Here is a 22,181-nt window from a genome sequence, read left to right on the forward strand (position 1 = left end):
GCCAATTGGCCGGTATTTTTTTCAATTTAAATTTTAATCCCAAGCATTTTCGTCATCGGCATCGTCATCGTCGTCATCACTGGCGGATGATGAACTGCCGACTGTGTAGCGGTCGTCATAAGTGTTGGTGACGAGACCTCTGAGTGATGAGTTCGACAGCTCGTCATCAAATGCTGCACCCATCCTTGCCTGGATGTCGGGATGGTTGAGGCTGCTTTTATCACTGAGTCTTGTATCTTCAGCTACAAGCCCTTCAATCGGCTCATCCAAGTCCTCTTCACAATCACTTTCCGTTTCCATTGTCAGTGCACAGTATTCCCTCTCTCTTACAGAGTCAGGCTGCTGGAAGGAAGCCCCGCGTCCCATCTGATCGGGTGCAAGCGCCATAAGTTCCTGTGTCAGGTTACGCCAGTTGTATATGTGGAAGTACTGTTCACCTTCATAGCCTGAAACCTGGGGGATGTTCTCATCATAACCCATCCAAAGGCCGAGGGTGACTTCAGGATTGTAACCCATGAACCATGAGTCGACGAAGTTGTTGGATGTACCTGTTTTCGCTGCAAAATCATATTCACCGCTTATACTGTCGTAAAAGTCACTGATGTGGTAGGCGGAACCTGTTTGGAATGATTCCGTCAGCATGTCCGACATTAGGAATGAAGTGGAATTTTTCCAGACCTCATTCACCACCGATTCATGTTCGAATACGACCTCACCGTCAGGGCTTGTTATACTTTCAATCATATAGCCTTCCGTCATCGTACCATCCTGTGCAAAACTGGAGAAGGCATCGACATTCTGTACCACGCTCAAGTCATTTGGACCGAGCGGTAATGAAGGATTCATATCTGTCTGCAGCGGCAGGTTCATGCGTTCAAAGTATTCCCGCGGATTTTCTTCCCGGACATCTGCCCATAATCTCAATGTACTCAAGTTGTATGAGTTGCTGAGTGCATGCTTGGCGGAGATGAGTCCGAATTCTTCCTCATAATCATAGTTGGCCGGTGCCCAATCCAGTTCAGGAATTTCGAATTTCTCATCCAGCAGGACTGTATCCGGTGCGATGATGCCCTTGTCCAGTGCCGGACCGAATGTGATCAGCGGTTTCATCGTCGAACCGACGTTTCGTGCAGTCTGCGTTGCATGGTTGACCGAAGATTCATCATGGTCACGTCCGCCGATGAAACCGAGTATCCTGCCTGTATCATTTTCTTTCAGTACAGCACCGATTTCGTGCTGCAACATCTCCTCTTCTGCATCGGATTCATCAGCATCGACCGCATCCTCTGAACTTCTGTCTGCATAATAGTAGAAGTTGTTGTCTTTCACATCCTGCATCAGGTCATAAATATCCTTTTGAATGGTCGTCGTAATATGATAACCCTGATATCTCAGTGCCTGGTTCGCCTGTTCTGTATATTCCTGGTTGAGAAGCGGAGTGGAGTCGATATCCTCACGTGATATTCCGTCTTCTTCAGCGAGTATATATTTCAGAATCTGGATGCCGCGGCGTTCGATTTCATCCGTAAGGAACGGGTAGTTCTGGTTCGGTACGACGACGCTGTCGGTCAGATTCTCATAAATATCATACTCGAGTGCTTCTCCATGTTCTTCCTCGGTGATCTTGCCTTCAAGAAGCATACGGTCAAGAACGAACTCCTGCCGGTTCAGACCAGCCTGGCGGTACTCTTCATCTTTCACTGCGCCGCCCTGCATGAATGGTGTATATGCATATGGGTTCTGAGGCATTCCTGCGAGGAAAGCACTTTCCGCCAGATTCAAATCCTCGGCGTCTTTACCGAAGACGCCGTCTGCAGCTGCCTGTATGCCGGCGATGTTCTGGCCATTCGCATTACGTCCGAATGAGACCGCGTTCAAGTACGCTTCAATGATCTCATCTTTTTCAAGCAGCTTTTCCACGCGGAAGGCGAGGAGTATTTCAATCGCTTTTCTGTCAAATGTCGTGTCGCTCGTGAGCAGCTGGTTCTTAACAAGCTGCTGGGTCAGTGTACTTCCGCCCGTGCTGTCATCCCCGCCGGCAAACACCTGCAAAGCTGCACGCATGAAGGCCTTCGGCACCACGCCGTTATGTTCGTAAAAATGTTCATCTTCGGTGACTATGACTGCATCCATGACATAAGAATTGATATCTTCATAGTCCACACGTTCCCTGATCAGGTCGGCACGGAGCGTACCCAGGGCTTCACCGGAGCCGAAAGCCACGGTGGTGCTCTCTGTCATCTCGGTCAATGAGACGACAAGCTCCTCATTGGATTGGACCTCTTCGTCGTTCACCAGAGCGGCAAAATAACCGAGGCCGACACTGAATGCGAGCAGGCCCAGTAATGAGACGGTCAGAATGATGAACAGTATGACATTCCACACCGTTTCATATGTAGTGAAGAATCCCACCCTCAGCGGAGAGCCTGCTTTTTTCATCCTGCTGTTTATATTGGAAAACTTCTCCCTGAAGGTGCTGCCGGTGACTTTATCTTTATCACCGCGCGGTTCCCCTCTCGTGAACATTTTCTTTATATTTTCTGTAAAATCATTTATATTCTTCTTCATGTGAACCTCCTATCAACGGACATTATACCACAGATAAAATAATTATAGATAGTGATATCAACCCTTTTAGGGTTTTAAACCACCGCAACCTTGACAACTTTTCCACAGCCGGAACAACTGCCGGAAGTTGACAATTCCATTGGAAATGTTATTATAACATTAAAATAATATCACCTGAATGTGTGGGACAAGTAGTGAAGATATTCTGATGCAGAGAGCCGGTGGGTGCTGGAAACCGGTGAGGAATATATCATGAATACACCCGCGTGAATCATTCAGGCGTCCGGACAGCGTATGTCCTTTCAGCGAAACCGTTTGGTGGTACCGTGCTCTGCACCCATACTTTTATCAGTAGGGTGTTTTTTATTTGAAATTTTAGGAGGAATTGCAAGTGAGTGCATTATTTGAGGATTTGAAATATCGTGGAATCATCTATCAGATGACCGATGAAGAAGAGATAAAGGAATTGCTGGACAACGAGCAGGTATCGATATACTGCGGGGCAGATCCCACCGCCGACAGCCTGCACATCGGTCATCTGGTACCATTCCTCACACTAAGGCGGTTTCAGGATTATGGTCACCGTCCAGTCGTATTGATCGGCGGGGGCACCGGCATGATCGGAGACCCTTCATTCAAGGCGGAAGAAAGAAAGCTTCTGACGGAAGCGCAGATCGACCGGAATGTCGAGGGAATTAAAGAACAAATGGGCCGCGTGTTCGATTTCAACGATGAAAACAGTGCAGTTCTGGTGAACAATAAAGACTGGCTGAAGGAGATATCCCTGATCAGCTTCTTAAGGGATTACGGAAAACATGTCGGTTTGAATTACCTGCTTGGTAAGGATGCAATCCAGTCCCGTCTTGAAACAGGGATTTCATACACCGAGTTCACTTATACGATACTGCAGGCAATCGATTTCGGACACCTCAACAAGCATTATAATGTTAAGATGCAGATCGGCGGATCGGACCAGTGGGGCAACATCGTCAGCGGGCTTGACCTGATGAGGAGGATGTACGGTGAAAATGATGCCCAGGGCATGACCATACCGCTGATCACTAAAGCGGACGGCAAGAAATTCGGCAAGACCGAATCCGGTAACATCTGGCTCGATCCCGAAAGGACATCACCATATGAATTCTATCAATTCTGGCTGAATCAGAGTGATGCAGATGTCATCAAATTCCTGAAGCTCTTCACTTTCCTTGGAAAAGAGGAAATCGAGGCGCTCGCCAAGTCGGTCGAGGAGGAACCTCATCTGCGCAAAGCACAAAAGACACTCGCTGAAGAGACGACAAGGTTTCTTCATGGTGAAGATGCGCTTCGGGAAGCGGAGAGGATCACGGATGCTTTATTCAACGGGGACATCAAGTCCCTCACCTCATCAGAAGTGAAAAATGCGTTCAAAGATGTGCCGACGGCAAACTTTGATGGCGATGACGAAATGCTTGTCAATGTGCTGGTCGAGACCAAAATCTCATCATCACGCAGGCAGGCGAGGGAAGATATCACCAACGGTGCCATCTACATCAATGGCGAACGCCAGCAGGATGTGGATCATGTGATGACTGCCGATGATAAACTGGACGGTGAATTCACAGTGATCCGCCGGGGCAAGAAAAAATACCATATGGTGACCTATAGCAAGTAAAAAACGAGTCCGGAGCATCCGGACTCGTTTTTGTATATTAAAAGATGATGTGGGCCATCACGACAATTATAGGCAGTGTAATCGCCGTCCTGAGCAGGAAGATGATGAATAACCTGCCGAGGCCGACAGGGATTTTGGAACCGAGTATCACACCGCCGACTTCAGATAAATAAATCAGCTGGGTGATGCTCAATGCACCGATGACAAAGCGCGTCATATCCGATGCAACACCTTCAATCAGGATGGCAGGGAGGAACATGTCCGTAAATCCGATGAACAAAGTTTCCGATGCCGCCTGTGCTTCTTCCAGTCCCATCAATTCGAGGAGGGGAACGAAAGGTGCACCTATCCAGGTGAACACCGGTGTGTATTCGGCGACGATCGTACCGAGTGTCCCGATTGCCATGACGATCGGCAACACAGCAAACCACATGTCCCCGACCGTTTTCAATGCATCCTTGAGATAATCCCCGAAACCTGCAGCTTTTCTGGCCCGGTTCATCGCCTGCCTGTATCCCCAGGTTGCAGGGTTGTATCCTTCTGGAACGGCTTCATTCAACTTCCGATCTTCACGGTAGTATGTATCATCGATTCCGGAGAGCGGTGGTATCCTTGGCATGATCAAAGCTGCCGCAAGACCGGCGATAAGGATCGTCAGATAGAATGCGCCAAAATAATCCATCAGACCGATCAAATCGAGGATCACCACAGTGAAGGTGATGGATACGACGGAAAACGTCGTCGCGATGACTGTCGCTTCCCTTTTCGTATAGTAGCCGTCCTCATACTGCTTACTGCTCAGCAGGACACCGATAGTACCGTCCCCGACCCATGACGCGAGATTGTCGACGGTGGAGCGTCCCGGCAGAGTGAACAGCGGCCGCATTATCCTGGTGAACAGTGACCCGATGAATTCCAACAGGCCATAATTCAACAGGAGGGGCAGCAGTATGCCCGCAAAAAGAAACACCGATAACAGTGTAGGCATCAAATCATTGAAGATCATGCCGCCTGTGACTTCCGATATGATGATTTCAGGTCCGGCCGCAAAATATGTCATCACTACAAATACTGCACCAAGCAGTCTGATGATGACCCATATGGGAGTGACGCTGAAAAGATCTGCCAGCAATTTCGATTCCGGACGGGTGACCCAGCTGAAAATCGCGGTAAGGGCAGCTGATAAAGCGATGATGACCATGATGATGATCAATATGGTTTCATGCCCCAGCATATCCAGCAGCAGCCCCGCCAGATAGGCGACCGGTATCGTCGTATTCCCCTCTGCATCCGTCATCGGGAATAAGAACATGAAGACACCAATCAGTGACGGAATCAAGAATTTTAATAAAGTTGCAGTTTTATTCATAAATATCCCTTCTTTCAATATGATTATACAATTTAGAATTGCAAAGTAAATAGAAAATCTCAGGGAAAACGTTTTCTTATGATGATTCAAGTGTATACCCTGCTACATATCAATTCAATAATTTTTAAAAAATGTATAAAAATATTTATATTTTTGTAGTCAGGCGGATAGTCTGTATAATGAAAAGTGGAAGGAGGAAGAGCATTTGAAAATTATCGATACACATTGTGATGCACTGTTGAAGCTGCAAAAAAACAGGAGGAACGCCCTTGGCTTCATGGATGATAAGCCATCGATGCGCTTTCAGGACTCAGAGGAAATCGATACGAATCATGAGCGTCTTAAAGATGGCGGGGTGAAAGTCCAGTTTTTCGCGATTTTCATTTCTCCGAAGATACCGGATAATGAAAAATGGCAGCACGCCCTCGAGCAGGTGGATTTGTTCTATAATGAGGTGCTGAGCTGTGAAAATGTCGTACATATCAAAGACCTTAAAGAGATCGGCCGCCTGGAAGAGCATGAAATCGGGGCGGTATTGACGCTGGAAGGTTCCGATGCGTTCGGCAACGACCTGATGAAACTGCGCACGTTGATCAGGCTGGGCGTCCTGTCACTCGGGCTTGTGTGGAATAATGCCAACCTGGTTGCGGACGGCGTCGGTGAGAACAGAGGGGCAGGGCTTACGAACTTCGGTCACGAAGTGATAGAGCTGTGCAATGCCGATGACATCCTCGTCGATGTCAGCCATTTGAACGTCCCGGGCTTCAATGACATCATCGATACGGCTGACCGGGTGTTTGCCAGCCACTCGAACGCGAGGGGTGTATTCGATCATCCTCGCAATCTGACGGATGAACAGATTGAAAAAATCATTGAAAAAGGCGGCATGATCAATATTGTCTTCTGTCCACCTTTCATCGGGGAAGGGGCACTTGGCATTGAAGCGCTGTTCCCGCATATCGACCGGATCATCAGTCTAGGCGGTGCCGATCATATCGGAATCGGTTCTGATTTTGACGGCATATCCACTTATCCCGAGGGGCTCCGCCATTCGGGTGAATATCGGAATCTCGTCGATGCCTTCGTTGAAAAATATGGTGGGGACTTTACGGAAAAAATCGCCCACCGCAACTTCATCCATATTTTCGGATAAAGAAAAAAAGGCTGGAAACAGCCTTTTACTCTTCTGTAATTTCATTGTATTGGTCTTCAACCGCCTCATATTTCCGCTCGACTTCGACTTCCTGTGCACGTATTTCCTCCAGGTCCCCCTCAAAAGATTCGGAGAAGTCTTCTTCGTCCAATGGATTGGATACATAGAAGCTCAAATTGAACTGGCCATACATCCGGGTGAGATTTTCCAGGCTGTCGATATAATCCAGCATGGATTCCTGCAACTCAAGGTTCTCCGTACTGCCGAATTCGAAATTATTGATCACTGCCTTGAAATCATCGAATTGAGGCAGCAGATTATTGTAATAGATGTCGAGCTGTTCTTCCCGGTTACCGGCCTCCCTCACATGGTCCAGCTCCCTTTCCACGTTGTTCCTCAATTCTTCGTGGTTCCTGTTGAAAGCCTCATACATATCTTCAAGCTCCGATACTTCCCCCTCGTTGCATGCCATCAATATGAAACTGACAGCAGATATTAAAAGAATCATTTTTTTCATATTGTCACCCGCTTTATTTTTATTTTACCATGGAGCGGTATAAAACATTTGGTTTTAATTCTTTCATCAATATTGTATAATACCCGGGTTGATTATTTTTGGAAGTGATAGGTGAAATTATGAATAAAAAATTATTGGTCACTTTCACTGTCGGGGTTTTCCTGCTCGGCATGATGGAATTGATCATTTCGGGAATCATTGAGCTGATGAGTGATGACCTCGGAATCAGCGTGGCTGTGACGGGGCAGCTGATCACCGTGTACGCGGTGAGTTTTGCATTTTTCGGCCCGCTGTTGGTAAAACTGTCTGAAAGGTATAAACCGAAGCCGGTCATCCTGATCTCCATTGTGGTGTTCATCATCGGAAATATCATATTCGGGCTCTCCAGCACATTTCTGATGCTTGCTCTCGGCAGGGTGATCACAGCGATGGCGGCAGCGGTGTTCATAGTGAAAATACTGGACATGACGGTGCTGCTGTCGGAGCCGAGTACGCGCGGTAAGATGATCGCGCTCGTCTATATGGGCTTTTCAGCTGCGAATGTCTTCGGGATTCCGCTTGGTACACTGCTCGGTACGATGTTTGGATGGAGAATCATTTTCCTTCTTGTGATCGTGCTCGCTCTGCTTGTCGGCCTTGCATTGATATTGCTCGCGCCTGACAAAGAAGCGACGGACAAGGACAGCACATCAAAGACACACATCAAGAATATGAAGAACGTCATTTTCTATATCGGCGTGACGATGTCTGTACTGATCGGTAATTATATCGTCCTCGGTTACATTTCGCCGCTCATGACATCGAACGGCTATACGCTCACCAACGTTTCTGCAGCATTGTTCATCGCAGGGGCCGGCGGGATGGCCGGCACGGTCCTAGGCGGTAATCTGGTGGACAGATTCGGCCCGAAGAAGACGATAGTGACGATGCTCGCATTGTTTTCGGTCACCATGCTGCTCATGCCGCTCCTGTACGGTGTCCCTGTGCTGTTCTACCTGAACCTCTTCGTATGGAGCCTGTTCCAGTGGAGTACGAGCCCGGCGGTACAGTCGGGCCTGGTCGACTCGGTCGAAGGTTCAGCCGCCAATGTCTTCAGCTGGAACATGTCCGGACTGAATCTCGGAATCGGCATCGGTGCTGTCATCGGGGGACTCTTCATCAGCCGTTTTGATATCAGTTTTGCCCCCTGGCTCAGCTTCTTCATCATTTTGATCGGCATCGTATTCGCTCTGTTAGTCAAAGAGGAAAAAAGGTTGTATAATTAGGGAGAATGGATAGTGAGGGATTTTTATGGTGATGAGAATTTTGTTATATGCAGGGCTTGGGCTGTTATCCATCTACCTGCTGAATTATTTTGAAATCGCAAATGTTGAATTCACATTTGTGAATATGCTGATCGCAGTCGGGGGGATTGTACTCCTCAGGATACTGTATTCACTGTTCATCCGTCTGCTCAGAGTATTCGTATTCGCATTTGTATTCCTGCCCCTGATCGGTCTGCTTGTTTATTATTTGTATTCATATTTTACAGGACAGTCTGTAGACCTTGTATTATGGTAGAAAAATTGAACGGCAAATCCGCCGTTCAGTTTTTTATTTTCATTCTGAAGGTTTATAATGGAGGTGCATCGAATAAAAAATGTTGAGGTGAGCATGTGAATAACAGTCATCAGCCGACGGCTATTTCCGACAGGGTCCATGAAATCGACGGCATCAGAGGGTTTGCATTACTGGGCATATTATTGATGAACATCATGTCCTTTGCCACGCCCATGATGCAGGACGCCATGGAAATGCGGCAGACGGAGCGGTTTACCGGCCAGTACAATGAATGGACGATTTTCTTCATCAACACTTTTGTGACGGCGAACTTCTATACGATGTTCTCATTTCTATTCGGCCTTGGATTCTACATATTCTTATCGAGGGCACAGAGGAAGGTGCAGTCGACCAATGTATTGTTTTTGCGCCGGATGGGCATGCTCCTCATATTCGGCATACTGCACGGCGTCTTTTTGTGGTACGGCGACATCTTATGGACTTACGCCGTGACGGGCATCCTTCTTCTGATTTTCTATAAATTCAGAGCGAAAGTGAACCTGATCATCAGCATCGTCATACTTTCGGTATTCACCGTATTTTTACTGATGGCGGCGATTCCCATGTTCATGATGGAAATACCGATGGAAGGGACATTTTCGCTGGGGTTCGACATGACCGGAACGATCCACAATAACGACTACATCGGACTGCTCGGCATCAATGCGGCCTTTTTGGGGTTGAACTTGATGAACGTCGTATTTTTAGTTCCCATCGTCCTTGCGGTTTTTCTGCTTGGGCTGTATGCGGGTCAGAAAGGCATCTTCAACGATCTCGACAGGCACAGGCGCCTGATCAAAAGGGTCGCCGGCATCGGCATCGGCGTGGGGCTGCCTGTGAAGGCCCTCACCGGCTATGCGATGACGTATGAGACGCTGAACGGTGGATGGAACATGCTGTCGCTGCTCGCCAATACGTTAGGCGGACCGCTGATGTCACTCGGTTATATCGCATTGTTCCTGATCATCGCACGCCGGGTTCCGGTGCTCGTCAAAATCCTGCAGCCGGTGGGTCAGATGGCGCTCACGAACTATATCATGCAGACCGTGATCATGATGGTGATATTCTACGGTTTCAATCTCTTCAACCGCGTGGATGCAGTTTATTTCATCCCGATTGTACTCGGTGTATTCATCATCCAGGTCATCTACAGTCTGATGTGGATGAAAGTATTCCGCTTTGGGCCGCTGGAATGGCTGTGGCGGATGGTGACCTACTGGAAAGTCATGCCCATATCAAGACGTTAAAGGCGCTTCTTCCGCTGCCAGTCGGCAGTGGTGAAGGGCAGGTCCGTATCAATGGTTGATCGGAAGTGGTCTGTTTCAAGGTCACTGCCATCCAGCCATTTTTTAAAATCGACAAAATGGAAATCACCGTTGCCGATACGGAACTCCGTCGTCAGGTCATCTTTATCGTAGTAGGATGTATGGATCGTGCCGGACCAGCTCTTATAGTTGTCGACGTACAATCCTTTTTCCTCATCAGTGAACAGGGTTTTCAGGCTTTCTTTGGTGGGGGATGTGATATCTGTGAGAATATCCTGCCTTTCCAGGGAATCTTTCATGTATCTCCTGTTTTCCCCGGGCATCTCCTCATAATGGTTTGTGCATATCGCCGAGTCCCTGAAGACGACGTTTCGTGGTGACGTTTCCGCGATGAATGAATCATTGCCCTTATCCTGGACGATGTAGCTGAAGCCGCCTCTGTGAGGGATGTTTGCGAGAAGTACCCGTGCTTCTTCCGCCGTCCTGCATGTTTCAAGTATGAACCTTGAGATGATGAAGCAGGTGAAACCGTCAAAAGGTGTTTTACGATTCATGAAGTTATAACCGGCCACAAGGCCGTGTTCATTCATCCCGTCCATCCGGCCGGTCACACGCGAAGCGGGGCCGGTATGGGCATATCCTCTTCCAGCTTCGGGCTTGAACAGCTTGTAGACGCCGTCGTAAGCGTTCGGGTGGTAATCATAATTCCGAATGAAGTGGTCATCATCCAGGAACACGCTGCAGCCTGAATCTTTCGGGCTGACCCTGTAATGTGCAAAGTTCAATAAAACCGATTCATCACTGATTTTAAGGCTGTCCTGAAGCCCCTCGAGTTCCTCCCATATTGAAGGCGCGATCTCCATATATAATTTTCTGGTTTCTTCATGATCGAGCTGGAATTTCGGACGTCTCTTCACCCACTCATACTCACGGTTCTCCATATAATGGGTTTCTTTAAGCTGTTCACCCTGATGGATGCCATAGTCATAATGGCTGCCCCTGAACTGACTTACGTTCATGATGATTTCTGCCATTGGAACACCTCCGTATCAATTTTGTGTATTTATATTATAAGCTGTCACAATCCAGTCATCATCATGATGTTCGATCATGCTGAGGGAACAATTATCCAATTTTGTAAGCACCATATGTACCTCCCCGGTATACATGGATAAAAATGACTTGATCGTCCTCGAATGTGCCGTGACCATCACATTCTTCCCCATATGATGCTCTTCGATGTAAGCCATCATCCTGCGTGTCCGCCCCGTGAGGGATTTGAAGGATTCGGCGCCGGGCAGGTCGCCCTGGGGATATCTCAACCGTATATTTTCTATGTGCTCGCCTTCCAGTGGACCGAAGTACTGTTCTTTCAGTTCATCGAACACTTTGATATCAAGATTGTGGTGTTCGTTGATGATTTCTGCAGTCTTATATGCGCGGGAAAGTGGACTGGAGAGCATGATTTCGATATTTTCGTCCTTGAAGAATTCGCGGGCCTTTTTTGCCTGATCGATTCCTGATGCATTCAGGGGAATATCGCTCGAACCCTGCAGGCGCAGCGATTGATTGAATTCAGTCACTCCATGTCTTACCAAGAAAATCTTCGTCATTTACAACACCTCGGGATAAAATTATTAAATTATATGATACCATTAATATGACTGTAAGATGTCTTTGTTTCAAATTATTGAGAGGTGTTAAATGATGAATCTGCAAAGTTTTTATATCGGGGATCACCATGCGGAAGTGACCATGATGCTCGGGGCTCAGGAAAAGACGGCGAAAGGTCACCCGGCCGTGGTGATCTGCCCCGGCGGAAGCTATATGTATGTTTCCAAAAGGGAGGCCGAACCTGTCGCCTACCAGTTCCTGGCACAAGGGTACCATGTCTTCATCCTGAACTATTCAACAATCGGCAGCGCGATAGAGAAGGAAGGCAGGACACCGACGCGGGATGAGCTTTACCAGCTGGCAGCAATGGTGGAAGATGACAAAGAGCTCGGATCCGAATTTCCGACGCCTCTCACGGAGCTTGCGAGGACGATGACTTTCATCAGGGAGAACTGTCATGAGTTCAATATCGACCCGGACAGAATAGGCGTGGCGGGCTTCTCTGCAGGCGGGCATCTTGCTGCGAGTCTCGGTGTGCACTGGTCGAGTGACTGGCTTAAGGAGGCTGTAGGTATAGAGAACAGATGGTTCAGGCCGAACTTCCAGATTTTAAGTTATCCGATACTCGATTATGTGCTCAACAAGGAGATTGCGGAGGAAAGGGGCACGGGGGATCCTAAATTCATGGAAATCGCTTCAAGGATGATCTACGGGGCGGTGCCTGACGAGAAGAGTGTGAAGCTGAGCCGACTGAAGGATTACGTCTCATCCGATACGCCGCCGACATTCATCTGGCATACGATGGAGGACCAGCTTGTATTCGTGCAGAATTCACTGGATTTCGCCAAATCACTGGATGAGCATCGAATCCCATGGGAACTCCATACGTTCCAGCAAGGCGAACACGGGCTCAGCCTTGCGACGGAACTGACCGGCAAAGTGAATGTGCGGGCGAGCCGATGGCTCGATCTGATGTTCACATGGCTGAAAGTCAATCTTTAAACAAAAAATTACAGGAGACGCTATGAAGGTCTCCTGTAATTCAATTCGTAAATTTTAATTCTCTCGGTATGATAAGGATATATGATCTCCATCATATTATATGCCGGATCATCGCAACGACTCACTTTTTTCATATAATGTTCTTTTATATGCTCCGTATCACTTGAATCGTTTACAAGGTGATACATTGTTTTGTTATTCTTGGTGTCACTATACTTGACTAAAATTGTCATGATACACCAACTCCCTCGTCATTCATATAGCCAAAGCGATGAAGAAATAAACATTTTTACACATAATCGTTTCATATACGAAAATGTTTATCAATTACAAATTGAAAGCTGGTGCATTGTTGGAATATAAATATATCACTCCGGATGAACTGGAGGACGTAATGGAATTGCAGGATAGGGTCTACGAAGATCTTGATGATAAGGAAGTGCTGGAGACCATCGGTCCGGAGGAGTTCAGTGAGATGATCGAGCAGGGATTCATCATCGGGATGTTCACGGGGGGAGAACTTAAAGCGGTGCGGGCCATGTACATCCCGCCGGTTGACGATCCGGAGCACCTGGCAGCCGATGGCGGTGTGGAACAGAGGGAGGAAGTCATCTATTCCGAAATCACTTTCATCCATCCGGACGAGCGCGGACAGGGGCTGCAGACGAAGCTCGGCCGGGAACTCATTAAAAAGGTCAGGGATGACGGGCGTTTCAATTATGTGTTCACCACAGTGATGCCGACGAACCTCCCAAGCCTGAAGGATAAGCTGCGTCTCGGATTCAAAATAGTCAACACGAGATATATGTATGGCGGTAAACTGAGGCATGTGCTGCAGTTGAATCTGAATCATCCGTTGGAGGGCACAGGTGTGGCAAAAAAGATGAATTACGATGATACGGGATGGATGCTTGAGCACGGCAGTGACCATATCGGGGATAATCTTGAAGATTCACAGATCGATTATTATTTGAAGGGGGAAGCATGATGAATATTAATCAGATAGTGGAAGAAGCGGTGGACTTCAGAAGGGAACTGCACAGGTTCCCCGAGCTGAGTGATGAGGAATTTGAAACATCGGAGCGCATACAAAAACAACTTCAGGCACTTGATATACCTTTTGAAACGGGCTTTGCCGGCACTGGCGTGCTCGCCATCATCGAAGGGAAACACGAAGGGAAGACGGTGGGCCTCCGGGCGGATATCGATGCTTTGCCGATCCATGAAGTTTCAGGCGAATCATTCAGTTCGGAAAATGAGGGTGTCATGCATGCCTGCGGGCACGATGCCCACACTTCGATGCTGGTTGCCGTGGGTAAAGTGTTGATGGAAAGGCGCGATGAGATCCACGGCACCGTCCTTCTCATATTCCAGCCGGCAGAAGAGAAATCGCCGACCGGCGGGTCCCAGCGCATGATGGATGAGGGGATATTCAAAGGGCGGGAGCCGGATGTCCTGCTCGCACAGCACGTGTGGCCGGGCCTCCCGGTCGGACAGTTCGGCGTGATGGCCGGACCGATCATGGGGAATTCCGACCGCTTCAAATTGATCATCAAAGGCTCCGGGGGCCATGCTTCCATGCCGAATGACACTGTGGATGCAATCATCGTCGGCACCCAGGTCGTCAATGCATTGCAGACCATAGTGAGCCGGAACTCAGACCCGTTCGAGCCTGCGGTCGTGACCGTCGGGAAATTCCAGGCCGGCTCCCAGCATAATGTCATCGCTGAAACGGCGGAAATCGTGGGAACGATCCGCACACAGTCCAATGAAATGAAAGCCCTGGTCAAAGAGCGGTTCCACAAAATAGTCGATAATGTCACAGAGGCGATGGGGGCGTCGGTTGAGATCGAATACCTGGACGGTTATCCGGCAACCGTGAATTCAGGGAAATGGGCGGAACACATGCATGGCACCATATCGAAATTATATGGTGAAGAGGCGCTGCCGGATCTCAGGCCGAGCCTTGCCGGTGAAGACTTCGGAAGATTCCTGCTTAAGTACCCGGGCGTCTATTACTGGCTCGGGACATCGATCGGGGAAGGGCAGAAGCCGCTCCATAATCCATCCTTCAGAGTGAATGAGGATGCTTTCAAGTATGGTATCGAGGCGATGAGCCAGGGGGCGATCGACACACTCGAGACATTAAAGGAAAATCAGCATTAAATCATCACTATGGAATGGGATATATGGTAATATTATTATTACATTTTGAAGATAAGAGGTAGGAACATGTCTAAAATAGAAATCGTTTATAAGTCAGGAAAAAAAGAGACGCTGGAAACTGAAAGCCATACTGCAGAGACTTTGAGGAAAGAACTTGAAGTGGCAGCCGCTTACAAGAAGTCTTACATGGAAGTCGATGGTTTTTCCATCTTTCCAAACCTGATAAAAGCAGTACGTGAAGTGAAATGATATTAAAAAAGGCCGTCCAACAGGACGGTCTTTTCATTAATATTCGCTGAAGTAAGTGTAGAGTGCAGAAAGTTCCTCATCGTCAATTTGATCTTCGCTGAAAGCAGGCATTGAACCTTCGCCATTCCTTACGATGTCGTTGAACTCGTCTTCATTCATATCCGTGCCGGCAAGTGCCGGTCCCATGCCGCCCGAGAAGTCCCCGCCGTGGCAGGAAGCACAAGAGTTCTGCGCAATGCCTTCCGCATCAACATCACCGGTGGATGCTTCGCCGTCATCTTCTTCCGCTGCATCTTCCCCGGCGGTCTCTTCCTCAGCAGACTCTTCATCTGCTGCATCATCTGAGGTATCCCCGGTCGTCTCTTCTTCTGTAGCTGCCTCATCGGTTTCATCCGCGCCGTCATCGCCGCCGCATGCACCAAGGACCAGTACCAGCGAAAGGCCGCCCGCCATCAGATACTTCTTCAAATCCATAACCTCACCCCTCAAAATTGAAATATTAATACAGATTAAATATATCATAAATCAACGGATTAACAAAGAATCCTTATGACGGCAAGGCTGACGGAAGAAACGTCAATCGATGAAAAAAGGCCGATGCACCATTGAAAATCAATGGGCATCAGCCTTTTAAAAGAAAATTTCCTATTATCTTGAGTAGTACTCAACGATCAGCTGTTCGTTGATCTCAGCAGGGAGTTCCGAACGTTCAGGAAGACGTACAAATGTACCTTCCATTTTTTCCTCATCGAATGTCAAATAGTCAGGTACGAAGTTATTCACTTCAACCGCTTCTTTGACAATGTCAAGGTTACGCGATTTCTCACGAAGTCCGATCGTCTGCCCCGGCTTCAACTGGTAGGAAGGGATATCCACGCGGCCGCCGTCCACAGTAACGTGGCCGTGGTTGACAAGCTGACGTGCCTGACGGCGCGTACGTGCAAGACCGAGCTGATAAACGACGGCATCAAGACGTGATGCAAGAAGGACCATGAAGTTTTCACCGTGGACCCCTCTCATCTTGCCTGCACGATCGAAGATCGTGCGGAACTGGCGTTCGTTGATTCCGTACATATAACGAAGCTTCTGCTTCTCCTGAAGCTGAAGACCGTATTCCGAAATTTTCTTTCTCTGGGTCGGTCCATGATCACCTGGTGCATATGGACGACGCTCCAACTCTTTACCCGTACCTGTCAGGGAGATACCCAAACGACGGGATTTTTTCCAAATTGAACCTGTAAAACGAGCCATTTTGACTCCTCCTTATTGTGTTTTATTTATGCAATAAACATCATAAGGTAACAACCGCCCATGTGGGTATATGATTTAAAGTGCCTTCGCCTCATAGCATTGGTTACACAACACACCAACTGATGGGAACCACATACGTACACATGATGATTGTAAGCTACTTAATCCGTTCATTTACACAATAGTATATTCTACATAAAACTTATGTGAATGTCAACACCATCAGAGGTATTTCTTCAAGGTTTCTACGAAATCGATCAGACCGAGACGATCTTCTTCGCTGAACCGCCCGTAAACAGGGGCGTCGATATCAAGCACACCGATGGGCTGACCGTTTTTGTAGATGGGGAGGACGATTTCCGATTTGCTGTTGGCGTCACATGCAATGTGGCCCGGGAATGCGTGGACATCATCGACGACGAATACATCAATACCCTTGAACGCCGTGCCGCAGACGCCTTTGCCGTTGTCGATCCTGACACACGCAGGGAGTCCCTGGAATGGTCCAAGGACAAGCTGGTCCGATTCCTCTTCATAGAGGTAGAAGCCAACCCAGTTGATGTCCTTCAAAAATTGGTTGAGCAGTCCGGCAGCATTTGATAAGTTGGCGATCCTGTCCGTTTCGCCTTCGAGCAGACTTGCTAAAGTCTTGTTCAACTGATCATAATCTGTAATATTTGTTTCTGTAAACATATCCAATCACCTCGTTCTTCAAATTAATTATGAATTATATAATTATATGTTTTTTGTTTCAAGCTTTTAGGCTATAATTGATTATATATGTAGGAGGTAAGCGTATGTGGGTCTATCTACTCATCGGAATCATCGTATTAATAGCAATTTCAGTTGCTGTAGTTTTTTACATAAGAAACACGAAACTGGAAGACATCAACTATAAATTCGAAAAATTGGAAGAGGTCAGGGCACTGCCTTTCCAGGACGAATTATTTAAAGTGAAAGATTTGAATCTGCACGGTGAAGCCAAAAAGCTGTATGCCGGATGGCAGAAAGAATGGCAGACTTCGTTGAAGGAAGCACTCGATACCTCTGAAAACAGGCTGTCAGATGCGAAGAGGGATCTTGAGAAATTCAAATTCAATGACAGCAACGCCAAAGTGAAACAGGCCGAGACGGAAATCAACCAGGCCGGCTCCAAGTATGACCAGCTGACTTCGGAAATCGATGAGCTGGTGCAGACGGGCGAAAAATCGGCGATCGCCCGGGCTGAAGCGGAAAAGATTCACAGGGAGGCCAAGCGGGATGTACTGGCCAGTGCGTATCAATTCGGTGATGCCAGCGGACCGCTCGAAGAGCTGATCGACAGCTTCGAACCTGAAATCAATGAGTACGATGTCATGATCAATGGCGGCAACTATGTCAGTGCCGGGCGTCATATAGAAAATGTGCGCAGTGATCTGCAGACATTGAAAGAGAACATGGATGATATTCCGGTTCTGATCAGGGAAGTCCAGAAGGATCTGCCTGCCCAATTCCAGGAGATCAGATTCGGATGCCGTGACCTGAAAGCCGAAGGTTATGATCTGGAACATATCAAAGTGGAGGGGAAGCTGTCGACTTTAAAAGGCAAGCTGAATCTGGTGGAACCTTTGATCTCCAGACTGGATCTTGATGAGGCAAGGAGAATCCTCGACGATATCAACAACCAGGTGGACGATATCCTCGAATTGATCGAAATCGAAGTGAAAGCCAAAATCAAAGTGGATCAGGATCAGCCGCTCATCACGGATGAGCTGTTCCATGCAAGGAACTCGAACTATACACTCAGAACTGAAATCCAATATATGCAGGACCGCTTCTATATCAATGACAGCGATATCCATTCAGTCCAGAAATTCGAGCACGAGATTGAAAACCTTGTGGATGTGTATGATGAAATCATCACCGAAACATCGAAGACGAATGCGAGGTACAGCGAAGTTGAAAACAGGGTCTCCCATATCAAAGACCAGATTCTGGAAATCAATGATGAGCAGGAGAAAATCCAGGAACATCTGATCAATTTAAGGGAAGATGCCGAAGAGGCAAAAGAGAATGCGGTTTATATAGAGGACAAAAAAGAGAAGGTCTACCGCAAGCTGGTGACATCCAACCTGCCGGAAGTCCCGGAAAGATTCGTGATCATCAAGAACGAGCTGGATATCAACCTCAGCAAAATTGAGGAGTATTTCAGCAAACGTCCGCTGAATGTCCAATACATCAAAGATAAAGTCAATCAGACGGTGATGAGCCTGAATGAGTTCGAGCAGGAGGCCTATGAACTGCTGAGGGATGCTGAACTTGCTGAAATCATGATACAATATGGCAACAGATACCGCAGGGACGATCATGCTTTTGACAAGCAGATCCGTGAATCCGAGCGAATGTTCAAGGAAAGCAGATATAAACGCTCTCTTGAAATCATCAAAGGTGCACTTGAAAAGGTGGAGCCCGGTGCTGCCCGCAAAATTGAAAATGATTATGATGAAAAGTGAATCCATAAGTATATTGTAATGACTTAGAATATTAATATTCTAAGTCATTTTCCATGGAAGGAGAGATTTGATGCATTATTTTGATAATGCTGCGACGACAAAACCGTATGCAGAAGTGTTGCATACTTTCAATAAAGTCAACGAAAATTATTACTTCAACACCGCAAGCATACATCAGGCGGGCAGGGACAGTGCGAAACTGCTTGAGGCTTCAAGGAAGCAGGTGCTTCAATTGTTCAGTCTGCCGAATTACACATGCGTTTTCACATCAGGGGCGACTGAAAGCAATAACATCGCCATACAGGGCACCCTGGAAAGGAAAAAAAGATTCGGCCGCACGATCCTCGTCAGTCAGATTGAACATCCGAGCGTGATCAACATCGTCGACCATTATGGGGGTGAGGGCTTCAATGTTGAATTCATCCGCACGACCGGGGAGGGCAGGGTCGATGTCGGGCATCTGGAGTCGCTGTTGAATGAAGATGTCGTATTGGTCGCCGTCATGGCAGTCAATAACATCGTCGGATCGGTCCAGCCCGTCGAAGAGATTAAAGACGCGCTCATGAATTATCCCAAAGTCCATTTTCATGTCGACGCCACACAGGCTGTTGGAAAAGCGGCCATTGATTATCGAGGTGTGGACTCACTCAGCATTTCCGCACATAAATTCCATGGAGTGAAAGGTGCGGGGGCCCTGATGCTGAAAGAAGGGAAATCCTCAGGGCAGATCCATTTCGGCGGCGGCCATGAATACGATATCCGGAGCGGCACGGTGAATCTGCCTGCGGTGGCCGCGATGGCGAAAGCGCTGAGGCTCACCCTTGAGGACATGGATGATGACCTCGCAAGGATCGAAGGATATAACCACTCACTCAGAAGTGAGCTTGACGGTCTGGAGTCCATCGTCATCCAGCCATCCGATGTCCCGCATATCATCAATCTATCCTTTACCGGCGCAAAAGGAGAAGTCGTGGTGAATGCCCTCTCGGAGAAGAACGTCATGGTATCCACGACGAGTGCCTGCGCTTCAAAGCGCGCCGCTTCAAATGAAACGCTCACGGCAATGAACCGGAGTCCGGAAGTGATCGACGGGAGTATACGGATCTCCATGTCCAGGGAGACCGAGACGGAAAATGTCGAAGTGCTGATTAGTGCATTAAAAGAGGTATACGAAGAAATAGGAGATGTTTTAAGATGAAATACGATCATATTTTAATCCGCTATGGTGAAATGACTTTAAAGAGCAGGAACAGGAAAATCTTCATCGACGCTTTGAGGAAACGTCTGAACCGTGCGCTCGAGGGTATGGATGTCCATATAAAGACGACGAGGGACCGTGCATATATCGTCCTCGGGGATGAGGATGCTTACGCCGTCATCGGCAAGCTGAAACTCATCAGCGGGATACTGAGTGTCTCGCCGGTGGTGAGGATTGAAAAGACGGAAGCGGCGATGAAGGAGACTGCCCTGGAGTTCACCGCGGATTTTGATGCAGACCGGACATTCAAAATAGAAGTGAAGCGTGCTGATAAGACATTCCCGATGGAGACGCACGATATTCAGGGTATGATTGGCGCCCACGTGCTTGGAAATACAGATGACCTGACGGTGAATGTCAGGCAGCCGGACTATAAGATTACTGCAGAAATACGGCGTGAGGCAGTTTACATGTATTATGACACCATAAAATGTCTCGGCGGCCTACCCCTCGGCACCGGCGGTAAAGGGCTGCTCATGCTCTCCGGTGGGATAGATTCCCCGGTTGCGGGGCTGGACGTCATGAAAAAAGGCGTGGAAATAGAGGCGGTCCATTTCCATTCGCCGCCATATACGAGTCCGGAAGCCACTGAAAAAGTGAAGAAGCTCATCGATATAATGACTGAGCGGACGGGGTATGACATCAAGCTGCATATCGTGCCGTTCACCGAGCTGCAGACGACCTTGTATGACCGCATACCCGACAATTTATCGATGACTTCCACAAGGCGTGTCATGCTCAAAATTGCCGAGAGACTGGCGGGGACGACAGGAGCGGAAGCGGTGATCAACGGGGAAAACCTCGGGCAGGTTGCTTCACAGACGTTGACGAGCATGTATGCGATCAATGAAGTGACGACCTTGCCGGTACTCCGGCCGCTGCTCACTTTGGAGAAAAATGACATCGTCAATATGGCGAAGCAATTCGGGACTTATGAAACATCCATACTGCCATATGAAGACTGCTGCACGATCTTCAAACCGAAATCCCCGAAAACGAAGCCGTCGCTTGAAAAAGTCAGGAAATTCGAGGAGCGGGTGGACTTTGAACCGTTGATCGAAAAGGCGCTGGCAGGAATCGAGACTTATATTCCAAACGGTCAGGATGAAGATGAGGCATTCGAAGATCTATTATAAAAAAAGAAACTTCCTGTGATTACAGGAAGTTTCTTTGCGCTTTATGCCAGAATGTATTGTTTGGAAGCTTCAAGGTTTTAATCACCCTGTCCGACACCTTTATGCTGACCTGTTCAGTGTTCTGCAGGCTCAGCGCCTCATTGTCGAGCGACATGATCGGGTAGTAATCCCGGCTTTTATCGATCATCAATGTCAGCGGGCGGTCTTTATTCAACAGAAAACTGGTGCCGAGCGTCCTGTACTTGTTGTTGTTGACGCTCGCGAGTTCCGTCACCTGGATTGCTTTGACCAGCGGATCCACCACGGCGCCGCCTAAGGATTTGTTGTAACCGGTCGAACCGGTCGGTGTGCACACTAAAATGCCATCACCGTGGAACTGTTCGAACAGGAAGTCATCAATGTAAATATCCATCATGATCGTCTTGACGATGCTTGAACGGAGTGTGAATTCGTTCAGGCAGAAGCTCGACTGATTGTCATTGATCTTCACTTCGATGGTGGGGTAATTGCGCACATGCGTCGCCTCGGAAGTCAGGGCTTCTTCAATTTCATGGCCGTCCTTGTAACAGAAGTCCACATACATATAGTCATCTCTTTCTATGGCGATGCCGATATAGACGCAGTCATTCCTGAATCCGGTTTTCCTTACGGCCTGCAGGAATGTGCCATCGCCTCCGATCGAAGCGATCAGGTCGGCCTCCGCGCTTGAATCCACAGTATTGATATCTATACTTTTAAAGACTTCGATCAGATCTTTTCTGATCCTTTCGGTATCTTTGCCGAAAGGGTCGAAAAAATATACATTTTTGAATTGATCCACATGTGCCACCCCTCAAATATTATTTGAATATACCATCTATATGTTATCATAAAAGGGAATGGGATTAA

At 47.9% G+C, this 22,181-nt stretch carries 21 protein-coding genes; 12 read left to right on the top strand and 9 right to left on the bottom strand.

The window, feature by feature from the left end; all coding sequences use genetic code 11:
- Positions 1-33: 33 nt before the first annotated feature.
- Positions 34-2,568, bottom strand: coding sequence for a transglycosylase domain-containing protein (locus tag BUA12_RS00820; RefSeq protein WP_072707383.1), 2,535 nt, complete (start codon positions 2,566-2,568; stop codon positions 34-36).
- A 391-nt stretch (positions 2,569-2,959) separates the two neighbouring features.
- Here BUA12_RS00820 and tyrS point away from each other — a divergent pair, with 391 nt between their 5' ends.
- Positions 2,960-4,222 (top strand): tyrosine--tRNA ligase, encoded by a 1,263-nt coding sequence (gene tyrS / locus BUA12_RS00825; RefSeq protein WP_072707385.1) that lies wholly within the window; start codon positions 2,960-2,962, stop codon positions 4,220-4,222.
- A gap of 37 nt (positions 4,223-4,259) precedes the next feature.
- Here the strand turns inward: tyrS and BUA12_RS00830 are convergent, their stop codons facing one another.
- Positions 4,260-5,591: a YjiH family protein gene (locus BUA12_RS00830; RefSeq protein WP_072707387.1), complete on the bottom strand. Its 1,332-nt coding sequence runs from the start codon at positions 5,589-5,591 to the stop codon at positions 4,260-4,262.
- Positions 5,592-5,796: 205 nt separating this feature from the next.
- Between BUA12_RS00830 and BUA12_RS00835 the strand changes: the two genes are divergently transcribed.
- The gene (locus BUA12_RS00835) at positions 5,797-6,744 is read left to right on the top strand and encodes a dipeptidase (RefSeq protein WP_072707389.1); all 948 of its coding nucleotides are present in this window, start codon (positions 5,797-5,799) and stop codon (positions 6,742-6,744) included.
- Between the two features lie 25 nt (positions 6,745-6,769).
- Here the strand turns inward: BUA12_RS00835 and BUA12_RS00840 are convergent, their stop codons facing one another.
- On the bottom strand, positions 6,770-7,261 hold the full coding sequence (locus BUA12_RS00840; protein WP_072707391.1) for a hypothetical protein: 492 nt from the start codon (positions 7,259-7,261) through the stop codon (positions 6,770-6,772).
- Positions 7,262-7,380: 119 nt separating this feature from the next.
- Between BUA12_RS00840 and BUA12_RS00845 the strand changes: the two genes are divergently transcribed.
- The 3 genes from BUA12_RS00845 to BUA12_RS00855 all read left to right on the top strand — a co-directional run bounded on the left by BUA12_RS00845 (position 7,381) and on the right by BUA12_RS00855 (position 10,107).
- On the top strand, positions 7,381-8,526 hold the full coding sequence (locus tag BUA12_RS00845) for an MFS transporter (RefSeq protein ID WP_072707392.1): 1,146 nt from the start codon (positions 7,381-7,383) through the stop codon (positions 8,524-8,526).
- 25 nt (positions 8,527-8,551) lie between these two features.
- A complete protein-coding gene (locus tag BUA12_RS00850; protein WP_072707394.1) occupies positions 8,552-8,821 on the top strand; it encodes a hypothetical protein in 270 nt (89 codons plus the stop codon).
- Positions 8,822-8,916: 95 nt separating this feature from the next.
- Positions 8,917-10,107: a DUF418 domain-containing protein gene (locus tag BUA12_RS00855; RefSeq protein ID WP_072707402.1), complete on the top strand. Its 1,191-nt coding sequence runs from the start codon at positions 8,917-8,919 to the stop codon at positions 10,105-10,107.
- Here the strand turns inward: BUA12_RS00855 and BUA12_RS00860 are convergent.
- A complete protein-coding gene (locus BUA12_RS00860) occupies positions 10,104-11,159 on the bottom strand; it encodes a C45 family autoproteolytic acyltransferase/hydrolase (RefSeq protein WP_072707404.1) in 1,056 nt (351 codons plus the stop codon). The genes BUA12_RS00855 and BUA12_RS00860 overlap by 4 nt on opposite strands.
- Before the next feature lie 15 nt (positions 11,160-11,174).
- Positions 11,175-11,738, bottom strand: coding sequence for a histidine phosphatase family protein (locus BUA12_RS00865; RefSeq protein ID WP_072707405.1), 564 nt, complete (start codon positions 11,736-11,738; stop codon positions 11,175-11,177).
- A gap of 91 nt (positions 11,739-11,829) precedes the next feature.
- Here BUA12_RS00865 and BUA12_RS00870 point away from each other — a divergent pair, with 91 nt between their 5' ends.
- The 4 genes from BUA12_RS00870 (at position 11,830) to BUA12_RS00890 (ending at position 15,156) form a co-directional block, all read left to right on the top strand.
- Positions 11,830-12,741: an alpha/beta hydrolase gene (locus BUA12_RS00870; RefSeq protein ID WP_072707407.1), complete on the top strand. Its 912-nt coding sequence runs from the start codon at positions 11,830-11,832 to the stop codon at positions 12,739-12,741.
- Positions 12,742-13,135: 394 nt separating this feature from the next.
- Positions 13,136-13,729: a GNAT family N-acetyltransferase gene (locus tag BUA12_RS00880; RefSeq protein WP_245772716.1), complete on the top strand. Its 594-nt coding sequence runs from the start codon at positions 13,136-13,138 to the stop codon at positions 13,727-13,729.
- Positions 13,729-14,907 (top strand): M20 metallopeptidase family protein, encoded by a 1,179-nt coding sequence (locus BUA12_RS00885; RefSeq protein ID WP_331463065.1) that lies wholly within the window; start codon positions 13,729-13,731, stop codon positions 14,905-14,907. The genes BUA12_RS00880 and BUA12_RS00885 overlap by 1 nt, the downstream gene beginning before the upstream one ends.
- 66 nt (positions 14,908-14,973) lie before the next feature.
- On the top strand, positions 14,974-15,156 hold the full coding sequence (locus tag BUA12_RS00890) for a hypothetical protein (protein ID WP_072707415.1): 183 nt from the start codon (positions 14,974-14,976) through the stop codon (positions 15,154-15,156).
- A 36-nt stretch (positions 15,157-15,192) separates the two neighbouring features.
- On the opposite strand, the gene BUA12_RS00895 is transcribed toward BUA12_RS00890, so the two are convergent.
- The 3 genes from BUA12_RS00895 to BUA12_RS00905 form a co-directional block, all read right to left on the bottom strand.
- Positions 15,193-15,630 (bottom strand): c-type cytochrome, encoded by a 438-nt coding sequence (locus BUA12_RS00895; protein ID WP_245772717.1) that lies wholly within the window; start codon positions 15,628-15,630, stop codon positions 15,193-15,195.
- A 174-nt stretch (positions 15,631-15,804) separates the two neighbouring features.
- Positions 15,805-16,407: a 30S ribosomal protein S4 gene (gene rpsD / locus BUA12_RS00900; RefSeq protein ID WP_072707417.1), complete on the bottom strand. Its 603-nt coding sequence runs from the start codon at positions 16,405-16,407 to the stop codon at positions 15,805-15,807.
- Between the two features lie 222 nt (positions 16,408-16,629).
- Positions 16,630-17,100 carry a GAF domain-containing protein gene (locus BUA12_RS00905; protein ID WP_072707418.1) on the bottom strand — a complete coding sequence of 157 codons (471 nt, stop codon included), beginning with the start codon at positions 17,098-17,100 and terminating at the stop codon, positions 16,630-16,632.
- A 104-nt stretch (positions 17,101-17,204) separates the two neighbouring features.
- Here BUA12_RS00905 and BUA12_RS00910 point away from each other — a divergent pair, with 104 nt between their 5' ends.
- The 3 genes from BUA12_RS00910 to thiI all read left to right on the top strand — a co-directional run bounded on the left by BUA12_RS00910 (position 17,205) and on the right by thiI (position 21,293).
- A complete protein-coding gene (locus tag BUA12_RS00910) occupies positions 17,205-18,899 on the top strand; it encodes a septation ring formation regulator EzrA (RefSeq protein WP_072707423.1) in 1,695 nt (564 codons plus the stop codon).
- A gap of 70 nt (positions 18,900-18,969) precedes the next feature.
- A complete protein-coding gene (locus BUA12_RS00915) occupies positions 18,970-20,097 on the top strand; it encodes a cysteine desulfurase family protein (RefSeq protein ID WP_072707426.1) in 1,128 nt (375 codons plus the stop codon).
- Positions 20,094-21,293, top strand: a complete 1,200-nt coding sequence (gene thiI / locus BUA12_RS00920) for a tRNA uracil 4-sulfurtransferase ThiI (protein WP_072707429.1) — start codon at positions 20,094-20,096, stop codon at positions 21,291-21,293. Before BUA12_RS00915 ends, thiI begins: the two co-directional genes overlap by 4 nt.
- 19 nt (positions 21,294-21,312) lie before the next feature.
- Here thiI and BUA12_RS00925 read toward each other — a convergent pair whose 3' ends face one another.
- Entirely contained in the window at positions 21,313-22,113 is an 801-nt protein-coding gene (locus BUA12_RS00925; protein WP_072707431.1) for an NAD kinase, read from the bottom strand.
- Between the last annotated feature and the right edge of the window lie 68 nt (positions 22,114-22,181).

The sequence above is a fragment of the Lacicoccus alkaliphilus DSM 16010 genome, from assembly GCF_900142805.1.
In the GTDB taxonomy this organism is placed as follows: domain Bacteria; phylum Bacillota; class Bacilli; order Staphylococcales; family Salinicoccaceae; genus Lacicoccus; species Lacicoccus alkaliphilus.